Source organism: Pseudomonas sp. 210_17 TE3656 (assembly GCF_054821965.1).
Genome location: NZ_JBTRBC010000001.1, coordinates 5219084 through 5235798, shown reverse-complemented (window position 1 = coordinate 5235798; position 16715 = coordinate 5219084). Strand labels below are relative to the sequence as shown.

Genomic DNA, 16715 nt, shown 5'->3' with positions numbered 1-16715 from the left:
TTTCCGGCTCACCAAAGATAGCGCTATCTTGATACGTAAACGCTGCAAATGCTCCGCCCACAACAATGACAAAATGAGGCACTGAACCATGTTCGGTTTGGCAACTGATACCTACCTGCTGCTCGATGCAGTGGTCACCATCGTCGGCCTGGTGCTGCTGATCACCCACTTCAAGGTCCACCCCTTTGTCGCCCTGACCCTGGCCGCCGGCTTTCTCGGCCTGACCTCGGGCATGCCAGTGGCCAAGGTCATGAAGTCCTTCCAGGACGGCTTTGGTGGCGTGCTTGGCTTTGTCGGTATCGTCCTCGCCCTGGGTACCATGCTCGGCAAACTGATGGCCGACTCTGGCGGCGCCGACCAGATCGCGCAGACGCTGATCCGGGCCTTCGGCAAACAGAAAGTGCACTGGGCGATGATGTTCGCCGCGTTCCTGGTGGGTATTCCGCTGTTCTTCGAAATCGGCTTTGTGCTGCTGATTCCGCTGGTATTCATCGTCGCCAGGCGTTCCGGGGTGTCGCTGATCAAGATCGGTATTCCGCTGCTCGCCGGGCTGTCGGTGGTGCATGGCCTGGTGCCGCCGCATCCGGGGCCGCTGCTGGCCATCGGCATTTTCAATGCCGATATCGGCAAGACCATTTTCTATGGCCTGATCGTCGCGCTGCCCACCGCGATCATTGCCGGCCCGTTGTACGGCAACTTCATCTCCCGCTACATTCCGGGATCGCCGTCCCAGGAGCTGATGGACCAGATTGCCCGCGAATCCGAGCAAAAGAACCTGCCCAGTTTCACTGTGACCCTGATCACCGTGCTGCTGCCAGTGTTCCTGATGCTGCTGAAGACCTTCGCCGATGTGGTGTTGCCGGCTGAACACATCGTGCGCCAATGGATGGACCTGATCGGCCACCCGATCACCGCCCTGCTCGCCGCACTGCTGCTGGCGTTCTATACCTTTGGTGCAGCCCGGGGCTTCTCGCGTCAGCAGATCATGAAACTGCTCGACCAGAGCCTGGCGCCCACCGCCGCGATCATATTGATTGTCGGTGCCGGGGGTGGTTTCAAGCAGATGCTGGTGGACACCGGGGTAGGTAATGTCATCGGCCAGATGGCCGTGCAGGCGCAGATTTCTCCGATCATGCTGGCCTGGCTGGTGGCGGCGGTGATTCGTATTGCCACGGGGTCGGCGACAGTGGCGACCATTACCGGTGCCGGTATCGTGGCACCGGTGATCGGCATGATGCCGGGGGTCAACCGTGAGCTGCTGGTGCTGGCTACCGGTGCCGGTTCGTTGATTCTGTCGCACGTCAACGACGCCGGTTTCTGGCTGGTGAAACAGTACTTCAACATGACCGTGGCCGAGACCTTCAAAACCTGGAGCATGATGGAGACCATCCTTTCGGTGGTCGGCATCATCTTTATCATGCTGTTGTCTTTGGTGGTCTGAAGGCCTTATCGCGGGGCAAGCCCGCTCCCACAGGTTTGTGATAAACCTGTGGGAGCGGGCTTGCCCCGCGATGCGCTTAAAAGGCAGCCTTGAAGATACCCTCAATCTCCTCCTGACTGGCCACCCGCGGGTTGGTCAGGCCACAGGCATCTTTCAGCGCATTACTGGCCAGGGTCGGCACATCCGCTTCTTTGGCGCCCAACACCGCCAGACCGGCCGGGATATCAATATCCCGTGACAGGCTCTCAATCGCTGCAATCGCCGCATCACTGCCCTGCTCCGCACTCATGCCCGACACTTCCACGCCCATCGCCTTGGCTACATCACGCAAGCGCGCGGCGCTGACCTTGGCATTGAAGCGCTGCACATGCGGCAGCAGCACGGCGTTGCACACACCATGCGGCAGGTCGTAGAAACCGCCCAGCTGGTGCGCCATGGCGTGCACATAACCCAACGAGGCGTTATTGAAGGCCATGCCGGCGAGGAACTGCGCATAGGCCATGTTTTCCCGCGCCTGCAAGTCGCTGCCAACGGCCACGGCCTGGCGCAGGTTCTGGCTGATCAGTTCAATTGCCTTGATGGCACAGGCATCGGTAATCGGTGTGGCGGCCGTGGAGACATAGGCCTCGATGGCGTGGGTCAGCGCATCCATACCGGTCGCTGCGGTCAGGCCCTTGGGCATGGCCGCCATCAATGCCGGGTCGTTGACCGACAGCAAGGGCGTGACGTTGCGGTCGACGATGGCCATTTTCACATGGCGCGCCTCGTCGGTGATGATGCAGAAACGGGTCATTTCACTGGCTGTGCCAGCCGTGGTGTTGATGGCAATCAACGGTAGCTGCGGCTTGGCCGAGCGGTCGACCCCCTCATAGTCGCTGATCTTGCCGCCGTTGGTCGCGCACAGGGCAATGCCCTTGGCGCAGTCATGGGGCGAGCCGCCACCGAGGGAAATCACACAATCGCAGCGCTCGCGCTGCAACTGCGCCAGGCCTTGCTCGACGTTGGCGATGCTGGGGTTGGGTTTGGCGCCGTCGAAAATCGACGAGTCGATGTCACGCATCGCCAGCAGTTCGGCAATACGCTCGGCGACCCCGGCCTTGGCCAGGCCGGTGTCGGTGACGATCAGCGCCTTGCGCAATCCGTAGCCGGCGATGGCGGCCATCGCTTCGTCGAGGCAGTCGATGCCCATGATGTTGACGGCGGGGATGAAGAACGTGCTGCTCATGGCGAAACCCTCGTGCAATATTCCATTGCCTTCAGGATCCGCCTCTATGCCCCACTACGTGTTGATCTGGGGCAAGCCTTGCTCAGCCGAGGAACAACCGGTAGGCCGGGTTGTCGGTTTCATCCCAGTAGCGATAACCCATGGCATCGAGGGCCGCAGGCAAGCCGGCCTGCTCTTCTTCCGGCACCTCCAGCGCCGCGAACACCCGTGCTTCAGCCGCACCGTGGTTGCGGTAGTGGAACAGGCTGATGTTCCAGCGTTTGCCCAGACGCTCCAGAAAGCCCAGCAAAGCGCCTGGACGCTCCGGGAATTCAAAGCGCATCACCCGCTCTTTCGCCCCCGGCCCGGCATGCCCGCCCACCGTGTGGCGTACGTGCAGCTTGGCCAGTTCGTTATCGGTCAGATCGAGCACGCTGTAGCCCTGGGCACTCAGGCTGGCCAGCAACTGATCGCGCGGATCATGCTGCGGGTGAGTCTGCACGCCGACGAACAGCCGCGCTTCCTTGCCCGGGTAATAGCGGTAGTTGAACTCGGTGATCTGGCGTTTGCCCAGGGCCTGGCAGAAGGCGCGGAAACTGCCGGGCTGCTCCGGGATGGTCACGGCGATGATCGCTTCGCGCTGCTCGCCCAGCTCGGCGCGTTCGGCGACATGGCGCAGGCGGTCGAAGTTGACGTTGGCTCCCGAGTCGATCGCCACCAAGGTCTGGCCCTGAACCTGCTCGCGGGCGACGTACTTCTTGATTCCGGCCACCGCCAGGGCGCCGGACGGCTCGGTGATCGAGCGGGTGTCGTCGTAGATATCCTTGATCGCGGCGCACAGCTCATCGTTGCTGACGGTGATCACCTCGTCCACATAGTGTCGGCACAGCTCGAAGCAATGCGCACCGATCTGCGCCACGGCCACACCCTCGGCAAAACTGCCGACCTGCGCCAACACCACCCGCTCACCGGCCAGCATGGCGGCCTGCAGGCAGTTGGAGTCCTGAGGTTCGACGCCGATCACCTTCACTTCAGGGCGCAGGTATTTGACGTAGGCGGCGATCCCGGCGATCAAGCCGCCGCCACCCACGGGAACGAAGATCGCATCCAGCGCGCCCGGCTGCTGACGCAGGATCTCCATGGCCACCGTGCCCTGGCCTGCGATCACGTCCGGATCGTCGAAGGGCGGGACAAAGGTCGCGCCCTCACTATCGGCGAGTTTCAGCGCATGGGCCAGGGCATGAGGAAAACTGTCGCCATGCAGGACCACTTCACCACCGCGTGAGCGCACCCCGTTGACCTTCAACTCCGGTGTGGTGGTCGGCATGACGATGGTAGCGCGCATACCCAGCTCCCGCGCCGCCAGGGCCACCCCCTGGGCGTGGTTGCCGGCCGATGCGGTGATTACTCCACGGCCGCGCTGGGCCGGGTTCAGGCGGCTGAGACGGTTATAGGCGCCGCGGATCTTGAACGAGAAAGTCGGTTGCAGGTCTTCACGCTTGAGCAACACCTGATTGCCCAGGGCCGCGGACAAGGCTGGCGCCAACTGCAGGGGCGTCTCGATTGCCAGGTCGTACACCGGTGCAGCAAGAATGCGCCGCACATAGTCGGACAGCAGGTTCAGCGACGCGGACGGTGTGCGAGGGCTAACGGCAAGGCTGGTCATCAGTGACTCCTGGTTTTTTAAAGTGCCCAGGAGAGAGAGAAAGAACCCGCCTCCAGGGCGGGTTCGGTGCAAGTGCCAGCTAGCCCGCCAAAACGATAATGGCGGTAATAATGCTTTGCTGAGGCGACTGCAGGAATGTGTTCATGGCGAGAAAACTAGCGCAGGCCGACAGTCAAAGTCAAGCAGGCTCGCGCGCCGACTCAGGCACATCAAATACCCGGTCGAAACCCCACTGAAAGACAAAGGCATAGACAAAGAAGAACAGGAACAGCGCGAGGTTGGTCAATAGTGCTGCCCACAGGCTGATCTGCAGCCAGCCGGCGACCACCGGCAGGAGAATCAGCACCAGGCCGCCTTCGAAACCCAAGGCATGCAGGAAGCGCCGCCATAGCGTACGCCGGCGCTGCTGCTGGCGGGCTTCCCAGTATTCGAACGCCCAGTTGTAGAACATGTTCCAGGCCAGGGCCACGGCCGAGAGGATCAACGACAACGCCGTGGAGTGGGCCATGCTGGCATCGAAGGCCCAGGACAGCACCGGAGCGACACACAGCACCGCGATGGTTTCGTAGAGGATGGCCTGAACCACTTTACGCGCCTTGCCTTGCATGACCGGCTCCATTCGGGAAATGAGACATCACCCTAGCTGCGTTGAGGCGCCGGTTCAATTGAGCTAAATTGAGCCTCCCTCAATTGGCTTGAGCACCGTGTTCGCCAAATTGCCCCTGACGGCCTTGCGCACCTTCGAATCGGCGGCTCGTCTGGGCGGCTTCAAGGCTGCCAGCGACGAACTGGCGGTGACCCCGGCAGCCGTCTCGCACCAGATCAAGCGCCTGGAATCGCACCTTGGCCTGCTGCTGTTTCAACGCAGCGCGCAAGGGGTGATGCTCAGCGAAGCCGGTGAACGCCTGTATCGTCAGGTGCATCAGGGGCTGGCCGACCTGCAGCGCAGCCTCGGCGAGCTGCAACCGCCTTGCGATCGCCAACAACTGACCCTGACCACCACCGCTGCCTTTGCCAGCCTGTGGTTGATCCCGCGACTGGGCGATTTCCATCGCCGCCATGCCGACATCCAGGTACGGGTGCTGACCGGCAGCGAGGTGGTCGACCTGCAGCGCGACCACAGTTTTGACCTGGCCTTGCGCGCCGAATTCAACCCCGACCCGCAGTTACAGCGTTTGCCGCTGCTGGCAGAGTCTTTTTCGGTGTACACCCCGCCCGGCTGGCAGGAGCCACCTGCAGGCCAGCCCTTGTCGCTGCTTGCGGTGCCGTGGGTATCGGTCAGCGGGGTGGTTATCGACTGGCCGCGCTGGTGCGCCCTGGCCGGTTGTGAAGACTGGCTGCAGCGCGCACGCTTTCATCACTATGACGACGAACATTACGCCTTGCAGGCAGCCGCCGCCGGCTATGGCCTGGTGCTGGCAAGCAACGTACTGGTGGCCGACAGTGTCAGGCAGGGCCTGCTGCAGCCATGGCGCGAAGAAGTGCGCCTTGCGGCAGCGCAGTACAGCGCGGTGTGGCTACCGGGGCGCGAGCGCGAACCGGCGCTGCGGGCTTTTCTCGATTGGCTGGAAAGCATCGCGGGGCAAGCCCGCTCCCACCAAGCTGGTGGGAGCGGGCTTGCCCCGCGATAAGGCCCGACTGGACATCCCAGCCTCCGGCTGCTTGTATCTAAACTCTACAAAACCGGAAAAAGCGCACAACAATGGCCTACAAAGTCATGATGGTGTTTGGTACCCGTCCTGAAGCGATCAAGATGGCCCCCTTGGCGCAAATACTGCGGCTGTGGCCGGACATCGAGCTGAACATCTGCTCCACCGGCCAGCACCGGGAAATGCTTCAGCAGGTGCTTCGGGACTTTGGTCTGAGCGTGGATGAAGACCTGCGGGTAATGGCGCAGAACCAGACCCTCAACAGCCTGTCACAGCAATTGCTGGCACAGCTGGACGCCACGTACGCCCGGATCCAGCCGGACATCGTCCTGGTCCATGGCAGTACCACCACCAGCTTTATTGCCGCCCTCGCCGCCTTCAACCGGCAGATCCCCATCGGTCATGTCGAAGCCGGATTGCGCTCCGGCAATCTCAAGTCGCCCTGGCCCGAAGAAGGCAACAGGCGCCTGACGTCGGTGCTCGCCGACCTGCACTTCCCGCCCACCGCCCGCGCACGCGACAACCTGGTGCGCGAAGGCGTGGCGCCAGAGCAGATCGAGGTCACCGGCAACACCGTCATCGATGCCTTGCTGTGGATGCGCGAACACTTGATCAAGAGCCGCTGGAAGCCGGGCGCAGGCTCCCCGCTGGCGCAGTTGCGCGATGACCAACGGCTGGTGCTGATCACCGGCCACCGTCGGGAAAACTTCGGCCCGGGCTTCGAGCGCATCTGTCTGGCCCTGGCGGAACTGGCCCTGCGCTACCCGGACGTACAGTTCGTCTACCCGGTGCACCTCAATCCACAGGTGCAAAAATCGGTATACCCGCTGCTCTCGCGCCAGTCGAACATGCTCTTGGTACCCCCTCAGGACTACCAGCATTTCGTCTGGCTGATGGACCGCGCCTACCTGATTCTCAGCGACTCCGGCGGCATCCAGGAAGAAGCGCCGGCGCTGGGCAAGCCGCTGCTGGTACTGCGTAAAGTCACTGAGCGGCACTCGGTGCTCGAAGGCGGCACCGTGAAACTGGTGGGCACCCAGACCGAGCGGATCGTCAAGGAAACCAGCTTGCTGCTCGACGACCCTGAAGCCTACAAGCAGATGAGTCGCGTCTTCCTCCCTTATGGCGATGGCCATGCGAGCGAGCGTATCGCCGAACGGCTGAGCCGCTGGCTTGAGGAAAACCCTCGCGAACGTCCCGAGGCATGAGGTTGGCGATGGTCGATGTTACCCCTGTGCAGCGGGCCTGCTAACCTTGAGCGGCAATGGAAGCACTACAAGAACTCATCGAATACGCAAGGCCGCCATGTACAAGACCATCGAACAACAGGTGCGCAGGAATATCGCACCGCCCGAGCTGCGCCGGGAGTTTCGCCAGCATGATTTCGAAAGTCTGCATTCGTTCTGCCTGCTGATCTTCGGCATCAGCATCGGCATCTGGTTACTGTTCGACCTGATCGTCAGCTACCTGGGCCAGCAGGACTTCACCTGGAAGTCGATGGCCTTCATCACGGTCATGGCGACCCTCAGCATCATCCTGGCGTTTACCCGCAAGGCCGGGCACTTCGACCTCCTCAACCTGGTATTCATCGGCGTCATCACCCTGGCCATGCGCCTGGTGATCGAAGGCCTGCCGCAAGAACTGCGCCCGGCCTGGCTGATGCTGGGCGCCTCCAGCGTGCTGTACAGCGTGTCGGTACTGCCGGTGCGGCGCTGGTCGTTTTTCGCCGCGCTGGTGATCACCTGGATCAATCTTCACCCCTTCCAGGTACCCGGCTTGCACCTGCTGGATCTGCGCGGTGTGATGTTCATCTGCTACGCCGTGTTCATCAACGGCCTGATCCTCTACACCTACCTGAAAATGCGCCGCGCCAAGCTGTACAACTTCTACATGTCCAAGGTGCTGCTGGACCAGGCCTATGTCGACGCCCTCACCGAGATCCCCAACCGCCGCTCATTCATGGCCAAGGCTCAGACCCACCTGCAGGAAGACGACGAGCAGAGCCGCTACCTGGCGATGGTCGATATCGACAACTTCAAGAAGGTCAACGACCAGTTCGGCCACGACATCGGCGACGTCGTGCTCAAACGTACCGCGGCCAACATCAAGGCATCGATGACCGAGTTCGAGTACGCACGCCTGGGGGGTGAAGAGTTTGCCATCTACCTCTGGGGCATCAATCAGGCTGACGCCGAGCAGCGCGTCGATGCGCTGTGCCAACGGGTCCGCGAAGATGCCGCCGAGCACCCGGTCACCATCAGCATTGGCCTGACCCGGATACGCCGCGAAGATAACCTGAGCAATGCGCTGGTGAAGGCGGATGAAGCCCTGTATCAGGCCAAGCATGGCGGCAAGGATCGGTATGTGTTGTGGCGGGAAGCCACAAATCCCCTGCTCAGCCCCGCGGCAGACGAATCCTGAACTGCGCGCCGCCCAACGCCGACTGGCTCACGGTCAATGTTCCACCCTGCCCTTCGATCGCCCGCCGGCTGATCGCCAGCCCCAGGCCAAAGCCACCGGTGGCGCGATCACGGCTGCGGTCCAGGCGGTAGAACGGCTGGAAGATCAATTCACGCTGATCCGCCGGAATACCGATGCCGTCATCCTCGACAGTCAGCAGGCAGTGACCCTCGGCATCCAGGCTCAGGCGCAACAACAATTGCCGGTCGCAGTAGCGCATGGCATTGCGCACCAGGTTCTGCAGGGCCCGGGCAGTGAGGCGCGGGTCGAGGATAAAGCGCGGCAGGTTGTCGTCGGCACGCACCTGCCATTCGATACCGCGGCCATCGAGTTCTTCGGCAAAGCTGCCGAGAATGCTGTCGACCAGCTCCAGCAACGACACCTCGACGCGTTCGCGCGCCTGATCGGCGTTCTGCAAGCGGCTGTAGGACAACAGCTCAAGCACCAGTTCGTCCAGCTCGCGCACATGCCCGACCAGTTCCAGCAAGCGCTTGCGGCAATGCGGCGGTACTTCGTCGAACAGCAGCACCAGGCCAAAATCAAGGCGGGTCAGCGGCGTGCGCAGTTCATGGGAGACGGCGTTGAGCAGTTCGCGTTGCTGGGTCAGCAACCGTTCGACATCCTGGGCCATGGTGTCGAACACCTCGGCCAGTTCGCCAATGTTCGAGCGCGCCGGAATCTGCGTACGTTCCGACAAGCGCCCCTGGCCCAGGCTGCGGGCGGTTTCCTTGAGGCGTTCGAGGTCACGCCAGTGCGGCCAGACCCACAGCAGCAGACAGCCAAGCAAGGCGGCAACGATCAGCACCGTGACGCCCCAGGAAATCAGGTTGATATCCAGTGGGTCCGGAGGATTGCGCAGCTCCACCGCCCAGGTTGCGTCCAGAGGTGCCAGAGCCGACTTGTAATAGCCCCAGTCGCCCAGACGTACGACATTCTCGCCAGCCGCCAGCCGCGCCCGCTCGGCATGCGCCAGACCGATCTGGTCCTGGCGCCGCAACTCGATCTGCAGCGGAGCAAAAGCCGCCGCCAGCTCACGCTCCACGGCCGGCCAGCGCTCGGCCGGGACCTGTTGAAAGCGTTCGACAATGAGCTTTTGCACACCCTTGGCCTGGTTCAGGTTGTAGGCGATGAAGCGCTCATGAAACGCCCCGACAATGGCGTCGGGAATCAGCAACAGGGCACCGGCGTACGCGGCGATGATCACCAGGTACAGGCGAATCAGGATCTTCAGCATACCGGTGTCAGAACTCCCACTCGAGGCGGCTGAACAGATAGCCCTTGCCCCACACGGTCTTGATCTTGCGCGCTTCGCCGGCGCTGTCGTCGAACTTGCGCCGCAGTTTGGAGATGGCCACGTCCACCGAACGGTCGGTGCCATTGAACTCGATGCCGCGCAGCTGTTGCAGGATGCGGTCGCGGCTGAGCACCACGCCGGCATTGCGTGCCAGTACCACCAGCAGGTTGTACTCACCGCTGGACAGTTCCACCCATTGCTCGCGCCAGAACACATTGCGTTCGGCCAGGTCGATGCGCAGGCCGCCGACCACGATCAGATCGGTTTCCAGGCGCGGCTCATTGATGCTGCTGCGGCGCAGCAGGGTCCGCACCCGGGCCAGTAGCACCCGTGGTTCGCAGGGTTTGGTGACGTAGTCGTCGGCGCCCATCTCCAGCCCGAGCACCTGATCATGACTGTCGTCACGGGCGGTGAGCATGAGGATCGGCAACGACTGCGATTCGGCGCGCAACAGGCGGCAGACCTGCAGGCCATCAAGGCCCGGCAGCATCAGGTCGAGGATCACCAGGTCCGGTTTGATGCGGCGAGCCTCGGCCAGCACGTGATCACCACGGGCAATCACCGTGACGCAGAAATCATTGCGCTGCAGGTAGCTGGCGATCAATTCGGACAAGGCGCAGTCGTCTTCGACCAGAAGGATATTCGGCATGGCTAGTTTGACAGGCTGGGAAAGTCAGGCAAGGATATAGGACCTTGTGCGCAGCCAGCGCAACCCTTCACACTTTTTCACACTCGGCCTACACAGCTTAACAGTTGGACGTTGGCCTCCTGCCTTAGCATTGCCGGGTCATTTATGGAAGATCCGCATGTTCAGTTCAAGCCCCGTCCGTCTGTGCGCCCTGCTGCCGCTGTTTGCCATCGTGCTGTCCCTGAGCGCGTGCGATGACAGCGCCGTCGATGCCGAGCAGGCACCGCCCAGCACCGTCAGCATCGAGACGGTGAAAATCCAGCCGCTGGCCATCAGCACCGAGCTCAATGGCCGTATCCTCGCCCCGCGCACCGCCGAGGTCCGCGCCCGTGTGGCCGGCGTGGTGCTCAAGCGCGTGTACCGTGAGGGCAGCGACGTCAAACAGGGCGACGTGCTGTTTCGCATCGACCCGGCGCCGTTCCAGGCAGATTACGACAGCGCCCGCGCAACCCTGGCCAAGGCCGAGGCCACGCGCTATCAGGCGCGTCTGCAGGATCAGCGCTACCGCGAACTGATCACCATCAACGCCGTCAGCCGCCAGGACCACGACAACGCCCGCGCCGCGCTGATGCAGGCCGATGCCGCCGTCGCCGAAGCCAAGGCCGCACTGGAACGGGCGAAGCTGAACCTGGGTTACGCCACCGTCACCGCGCCGATTTCCGGGCGCATCGGCCGAGCCCTGGTAACCGAGGGTGCACTGGTCGGCCAGAACGAGAGCACGCCGCTGGCAACCATCCAGCAACTGGACCCGATCCATGCCGATGTCACCCAGTCGACTCGCGAACTCACCGCCCTGCGCCGCGCCCTGCGTGCCGGCGAGCTGCAACAGGTGGGTCAGGACCAGGCCGGCGCTACCCTGATCCAGGACGACGGCACGCCCTACCCGCTGCCGGGCAAGCTGCTGTTCTCCGACATCAGTGTCGACCCGAGCACCGGGCAGATCACCTTGCGCAGCGAGTTCCCCAACCCCGACCTTGACTTGCTGCCGGGCAGTTTCATTCGCGTACGCCTGGAGCAAGCGATCAAACAGCAAGGCATCAGCGTGCCGCAGCGCGCCATCCTGCGGGACAGCGCCGGCAACCCAAGGGTGTTGCTGGTCGATGCCCAGCAGCGCATCAGCGAGCGCCCGGTGGTGCTCGGCGGCGTGCAACACGACCGCTGGATCGTCAGCGCAGGCCTGGCCCCCGGTGACCGGGTGGTGGTCGAAGGCCTGCAGCACGTCAATCCAGGCGACCAGGTACAGGTCGACAACGCGGGCAAGGACGCCCCTTCCATCGTTCAGACCACCGGCCAGTGAGGGCCTGATTCATGCCGCAGTTTTTCATTGATCGCCCGGTATTCGCCTGGGTGGTCGCGCTGTTCATCCTGCTGGCCGGTGCCCTGGCGATTCCGCAGTTGCCGGTCGCCCAGTACCCCGATGTGGCGCCGCCGCAGGTAGAAATCTATGCCGTCTATCCGGGGGCTTCGGCGCAGACCATCGACGAAAGCGTGGTCAGCCTGATCGAAGAGGAGCTCAACGGCGCCGACAACCTGCTCTACTTCAGCTCGCAAAGCAGCCTGGGCAGCGCCACCATTACCGCCACCTTCGAACCGGGCACCAACCCGGACCTGGCCCAGGTCGATGTGCAGAACCGCCTGAAAGTGGTCGAGTCGCGCCTGCCACGGCCGGTTACCCAGCAGGGCCTGCAGGTGGAAAAGGTGTCCACCGGCTTCCTGTTGCTGGTGACCCTCACCGCCGAGGACGGCAGTCTCGATGAAGTGACCTTGAGCGATTTTCTGGCGCGCAACGTGATGAACGAGATCCGCCGCCTCAAGGGCGTCGGCAAGGCCCAGCTGTATGGCTCGGAACGGGCCATGCGGATCTGGCTCGACCCGCAGAAGCTGATCGGTTTCAACCTCACCCCGGATGATGTCAACGAGGCGATTGCCGCCCAGAACGCCCAGGTCGCGCCAGGCAGCATCGGCGATCTGCCCACCACCGGCAGCCAGGAAATCACCGCCAACGTGGTGATCAAGGGCCAACTGAGTACGGTGCAGGAGTTCGAAGACATTGTCTTGCGTGCCAATCCGGACGGTTCGCGCTTGACCATTGGCGATGTCGCCCGGGTCGAGATCGGCAGCCAGGAGTATCAATACGGTACCCGCCTGAACGGCAAGCCCACCAGTGCCTTCAGCGTGCAACTGTCGCCCGGCGCCAACGCCATGGAAACCGCGACGCTGGTGCAGGCCAAGCTTGCCGAGCTGTCGCGTTACCTGCCAGCAGGCGCCAAGTTCGATATCCCTTACGACACCTCGCCGTTCGTCAAGGTGTCGATCCAACAAGTGATCACCACCCTGCTCGAAGCCATGGCCCTGGTGTTTGCGGTGATGTTCCTGTTCCTGCAGAACATCCGCTATACCCTGATCCCGACCCTGGTGGTGCCGGTGGCGTTGATGGGCACCTTCGCGGTGATGATGCTGCTGGGCTTCTCGGTCAACGTGCTGACCCTGTTCGGCATGGTCCTGGCCATCGGCATCCTGGTGGACGACGCCATTGTCGTGGTGGAGAACGTCGAGCGGATCATGAGCGAAGAAGGCCTGGCGCCGCGCGAAGCGACGAAAAAAGCCATGGGCCAGATCAGCGGCGCGATTGTCGGCATTACCCTGGTGCTGGTGGCGGTGTTCCTGCCCATGGCCTTCATGAGCGGCTCGGTGGGGGTTATCTACCAGCAGTTCTCGGTGTCGATGGCGGTGTCGATCCTGTTCTCGGCGTTCCTCGCCCTGAGCCTGACCCCAGCCCTGTGCGCCACACTGCTCAAACCCATCGCCAAGGGCGAGCACCATGAAAAACGCGGGTTCTTTGGCTGGTTCAACCGTCGCTTCGAGAACCTCAGCAATGGCTACCAGCGCTGGGTGATCCAGGCCCTCAAGCGCAGCGGTCGTTACCTGATGGTGTACCTGGTGCTGGTGGCGGGCCTGGTCTACGGCTTCAGCCAGTTGCCCTCCTCGTTCCTGCCCACCGAAGACCAGGGTTACACCATCACCGACATCCAGCTGCCGCCAGGCGCCAGCCGGGCGCGTACCGAAGCGGTGGCGGCGCAGATCGAGGCGCACAACGCCACAGAACCAGGGGTTGGTAACAGCACGCTGATTCTCGGCTTCAGCTTCTCCGGCAACGGTCAGAACGCGGCGCTGGGCTTTACCACGCTCAAGGACTGGTCCGAGCGCGGTGCCGACGACAGTGCCCAGTCGATTGCCGACCGCGCCAACGCGGCCTTCAGCCAGCTCAAGGACGCCATTGCCTATTCCGTGCTGCCACCACCGGTGGACGGCCTGGGCACCTCCAGCGGTTTCGAGTTCCGTCTGCAGGACCGTGGCGGCCTCGGCCATGCGGCGTTGATGGCCGCGCGCGACCAACTGCTGGCCAATGCCGAAAAGAGCCCGGTGCTGGTCAACGTGCGTGAAAGCGCCCTGGCCGAAAGCCCGCAGGTACAGCTCGAAGTCGACCGCAAGCAGGCCAACGCCCTGGGCGTGTCCTTTGCCGATATCGGCAATGTGCTCAATACCGCGGTAGGCTCCAACTACGTCAATGACTTCCCCAACCAGGGGCGCATGCAGCGCGTGGTGGTGCAAGCCGAAGGCGACCAGCGCGCCCAGGTCGAAGACCTGCTGAAGATTCATGTGCGCAACAACAGCGGCAAGATGGTCCCGCTGTCCGCCTTTGTCCAGGCCAAGTGGATCACCGGCCCGGTACAACTGACGCGCTACAACGGTTACCCGGCGATCGCGGTGTCGGGCGAACCGGCACCGGGCTATAGCTCGGGCCAGGCGATGGACGAGATCCAGCGCCTGGTCGATCAGCTGCCGCTGGGAATGGGCCTGGAGTGGACCGGGCTGTCGCTGCAGGAGCGCTTGTCTGGCGCCCAGGCGCCGATGCTCATGGCGCTGTCGCTGCTGGTGGTGTTCCTGTGCCTGGCGGCGTTGTATGAAAGCTGGTCGATTCCGACCTCGGTACTGCTGGTGGTGCCATTGGGTGTGCTCGGTGCGGTGATCGCCGTGAGCTTGCGCGGCATGCCTAACGACGTGTTCTTCAAAGTCGGCTTGATCACCCTGATCGGCCTGTCGGCGAAGAACGCCATCCTGATCATCGAGTTCGCCAAGAGCCTGGTCGATGACGGCCATGATCTGGTGGAAGCGACGGTACAGGCCGCGCGCCTGCGCCTGCGGCCGATTGTCATGACCTCGCTGGCGTTCATCCTCGGCGTGGTACCGCTGGCAATTGCCAGCGGCGCCAGCTCGGCCAGCCAGCAGGCGATCGGCACCGGAGTGATCGGCGGCATGCTCAGTGCCACCCTGGCGGTGGTGTTCGTGCCGGTGTTCTTCGTCGTGGTCATGCGCCTGACCGGCAAGCGCCGGACCCGGGCACAACAGCCACAGGCCGCGCTCGAAGAGCACTGATCTGGACAGTTGACGGCGTGCATGGGAAGGTAAGCGGCTGACACTGCCAGGAACCCTACCCATGCCCGCCGCCACTCCACCCTGCTCCATTCTTCTGCTGGCCGGCGGTCGCGGCCAGCGCATGGGCGGCCAGGACAAGGGCCTGCTGCCCTGGCAGGGCAAGCCACTGATTGCCCATATCCAGGCGGTCGTGCGGCCACTGACCGATGACCTGATCATTTCCTGCAACCGCAACCAGGACCAGTACCGGCCCTTTGCCGATCACCTGGTCAGTGACGCCCAGGCCGACTTCCCCGGGCCGCTGGCCGGCGTGCTGGCGGGGCTTGCAGTGGCACGCCATGCCTGGATGCTGGTACTGGCCTGTGATGCCCCATTGATCGACAGCGCACTGATTGTTGATCTGCTCAGCCAGGCCAATGACCAGGGGCAACCGGCAATGATTCGCCAGGGCGGTTACTGGCAGCCAATGTTCAGCCTGATTCCCTGCGCCTTGCGCGATGACCTTGAACAGGCCTGGCAACAGGGTGATCGAGGGATTCAGCGGGCGCTGCTCAAGCATCCGGTGCGGGCGCTGGAATACCCGGAGGATGATCGGCGCTTGAGCAATTTCAATACGCCGGAGTTTCTCCAGGGCTGATCCAGGCCTGTGTCAGCGCAACCGCGAACGAATCCGCTGGCACACACTCAGCACCTGCTGCACCTCGCTCTCCCCAAGGTCGATCTTGCAGGCCATGCTATTGAACACCTGGGCCGCTTCGGCCTTGAGTTCACGGCCCTTGTCCGTCAGCAGCAGGTTGCGCCGACGGCGATCGTTCGGGTCGAGGTACACGGTGATAAAGCCGTTATCGGCCAGGCGTTTGACAATAGGCGTCAAGGTACCCAGGTCGAACAGGGTCAATTCACTCAAGGCGCTGATCGACACATCGTCCTTGCCCCACAATCCGGCCATCACCAGCAATTGCGGATAGGTAATGCCACGCTTTTTCAATGGCTCGGCATAATCGCGAACCATGGCGTTGGCGGTCGAGTACAGCGAGAAGCACAGCATCTTGTCGAAGTCGAAGGTCGGGTCAAGCATGCCCACCTCCCTTGACCCGACTGAACGCCTGCAAGGTGATTTCGGTATTGTTATGCAAGGACAGGTAACTCATGCTGGATTCGCGAGAATCGTGGGTAAGTCCGCTTATTATCAGGTGCGGTTGGTCACAGCGTCAGCAATCTGGCGACGCAAGGCCGAGATCGTTTCGCGGTAGTTGTGCTGGGCGAAGATTGCCGTGCCGGCGACGAACATGTCCGCGCCTGCCGCGGCAACCTGACCGATGGTCTGCAGATTGACGCCGCCGTCCACTTCCAGGCGGATGTTGCGGCCACTGTCATCAATCAGCTTGCGCGCTGCGGCAATCTTGGGCAACACCTGCGGGATGAAACGCTGGCCGCCAAAGCCCGGGTTGACCGACATCAGCAGGATCAGGTCAAGCCGGTCAAGCACGTACTGGGCAGCGTCCAGGGTACTGGCCGGGTTGAACACCAGCCCCGCCTTGCAACCCAGGTCCTTGATCAGTTGCACGGAACGGTCCAGGTGCAGGGTTGCCTCGGGATGAATCGAAATGTAATCGGCGCCTGCATCGGCGAAGGCCTGGATCATGCCGTCCACCGGCGTCACCATCAAGTGCACATCAATCGGCGCGGTAATACCGTGGCTGCGCAAGGCCTTGCAGAACTGCGGGCCCATGGTCAGGTTGGGCACATAATGGTTATCCATGACATCGATATGGATGACATCGGCACCGGCCGCCAGCACCTGCTCGGCCTCCTCTCCCAGCCGGGCGAAATCGGCCGCCAGAATCGATGGAGCAATCCAGAAATCTTTCACACA

The 16715-nt window shown here is 62.7% G+C and carries 14 protein-coding genes; 7 read left to right on the top strand and 7 right to left on the bottom strand.

What is annotated here, in order from left to right:
* Window positions 1-88: 88 nt before the first annotated feature.
* Window positions 89-1441, top strand: a complete 1353-nt coding sequence (locus tag ACVI9W_RS24140) for a GntP family permease (protein WP_038610434.1) — start codon at window positions 89-91, stop codon at window positions 1439-1441.
* A gap of 76 nt (window positions 1442-1517) precedes the next feature.
* On the opposite strand, the gene yiaY is transcribed toward ACVI9W_RS24140, so the two are convergent.
* The 3 genes from yiaY to ACVI9W_RS24125 form a co-directional block, all read right to left on the bottom strand.
* Window positions 1518-2666: an L-threonine dehydrogenase gene (gene yiaY / locus ACVI9W_RS24135; RefSeq protein WP_157192397.1), complete on the bottom strand. Its 1149-nt coding sequence runs from the start codon at window positions 2664-2666 to the stop codon at window positions 1518-1520.
* 82 nt (window positions 2667-2748) lie between these two features.
* Window positions 2749-4311 carry a threonine ammonia-lyase, biosynthetic gene (ilvA, locus tag ACVI9W_RS24130; protein ID WP_461531505.1) on the bottom strand — a complete coding sequence of 521 codons (1563 nt, stop codon included), beginning with the start codon at window positions 4309-4311 and terminating at the stop codon, window positions 2749-2751.
* Window positions 4312-4489: 178 nt separating this feature from the next.
* Complete coding sequence (locus tag ACVI9W_RS24125; RefSeq protein ID WP_191831770.1) at window positions 4490-4918, bottom strand: PACE efflux transporter; 429 nt, start codon at window positions 4916-4918, stop codon at window positions 4490-4492.
* A 97-nt stretch (window positions 4919-5015) separates the two neighbouring features.
* Between ACVI9W_RS24125 and ACVI9W_RS24120 the strand changes: the two genes are divergently transcribed.
* From ACVI9W_RS24120 to ACVI9W_RS24110, 3 genes are all read left to right on the top strand, one after another.
* Window positions 5016-5942: a LysR substrate-binding domain-containing protein gene (locus ACVI9W_RS24120; protein WP_461531504.1), complete on the top strand. Its 927-nt coding sequence runs from the start codon at window positions 5016-5018 to the stop codon at window positions 5940-5942.
* Between the two features lie 71 nt (window positions 5943-6013).
* Window positions 6014-7168, top strand: a complete 1155-nt coding sequence (gene wecB, locus ACVI9W_RS24115; protein ID WP_461531503.1) for a non-hydrolyzing UDP-N-acetylglucosamine 2-epimerase — start codon at window positions 6014-6016, stop codon at window positions 7166-7168.
* A gap of 97 nt (window positions 7169-7265) precedes the next feature.
* Window positions 7266-8381 (top strand): GGDEF domain-containing protein, encoded by a 1116-nt coding sequence (locus ACVI9W_RS24110; RefSeq protein ID WP_038610426.1) that lies wholly within the window; start codon window positions 7266-7268, stop codon window positions 8379-8381.
* Here ACVI9W_RS24110 and ACVI9W_RS24105 read toward each other — a convergent pair.
* Together ACVI9W_RS24105 and ACVI9W_RS24100 are read right to left on the bottom strand one after the other, a co-directional pair.
* On the bottom strand, window positions 8356-9654 hold the full coding sequence (locus ACVI9W_RS24105) for an ATP-binding protein (RefSeq protein WP_461531502.1): 1299 nt from the start codon (window positions 9652-9654) through the stop codon (window positions 8356-8358). The two genes, ACVI9W_RS24110 and ACVI9W_RS24105, sit on opposite strands and share 26 nt — an antisense overlap.
* Before the next feature lie 7 nt (window positions 9655-9661).
* Entirely contained in the window at window positions 9662-10363 is a 702-nt protein-coding gene (locus tag ACVI9W_RS24100; RefSeq protein ID WP_038610422.1) for a response regulator, read from the bottom strand.
* A gap of 157 nt (window positions 10364-10520) precedes the next feature.
* On the opposite strand from ACVI9W_RS24100, the gene ACVI9W_RS24095 reads away from it, so the two are divergent.
* From ACVI9W_RS24095 to mobA, 3 genes are all read left to right on the top strand, one after another.
* Complete coding sequence (locus ACVI9W_RS24095; RefSeq protein WP_461531501.1) at window positions 10521-11699, top strand: efflux RND transporter periplasmic adaptor subunit; 1179 nt, start codon at window positions 10521-10523, stop codon at window positions 11697-11699.
* 11 nt (window positions 11700-11710) lie between these two features.
* Window positions 11711-14839 (top strand): multidrug efflux RND transporter permease subunit, encoded by a 3129-nt coding sequence (locus ACVI9W_RS24090; RefSeq protein ID WP_461531500.1) that lies wholly within the window; start codon window positions 11711-11713, stop codon window positions 14837-14839.
* Between the two features lie 61 nt (window positions 14840-14900).
* Window positions 14901-15476: a molybdenum cofactor guanylyltransferase MobA gene (gene mobA, locus ACVI9W_RS24085; RefSeq protein ID WP_461531499.1), complete on the top strand. Its 576-nt coding sequence runs from the start codon at window positions 14901-14903 to the stop codon at window positions 15474-15476.
* 12 nt (window positions 15477-15488) lie between these two features.
* On the opposite strand, the gene ACVI9W_RS24080 is transcribed toward mobA, so the two are convergent.
* Window positions 15489-15917, bottom strand: a complete 429-nt coding sequence (locus ACVI9W_RS24080) for a MarR family winged helix-turn-helix transcriptional regulator (RefSeq protein ID WP_157192387.1) — start codon at window positions 15915-15917, stop codon at window positions 15489-15491.
* Between the two features lie 111 nt (window positions 15918-16028).
* A complete protein-coding gene (gene rpe, locus ACVI9W_RS24075) occupies window positions 16029-16712 on the bottom strand; it encodes a ribulose-phosphate 3-epimerase (protein ID WP_461531498.1) in 684 nt (227 codons plus the stop codon).
* Between the last annotated feature and the right edge of the window lie 3 nt (window positions 16713-16715).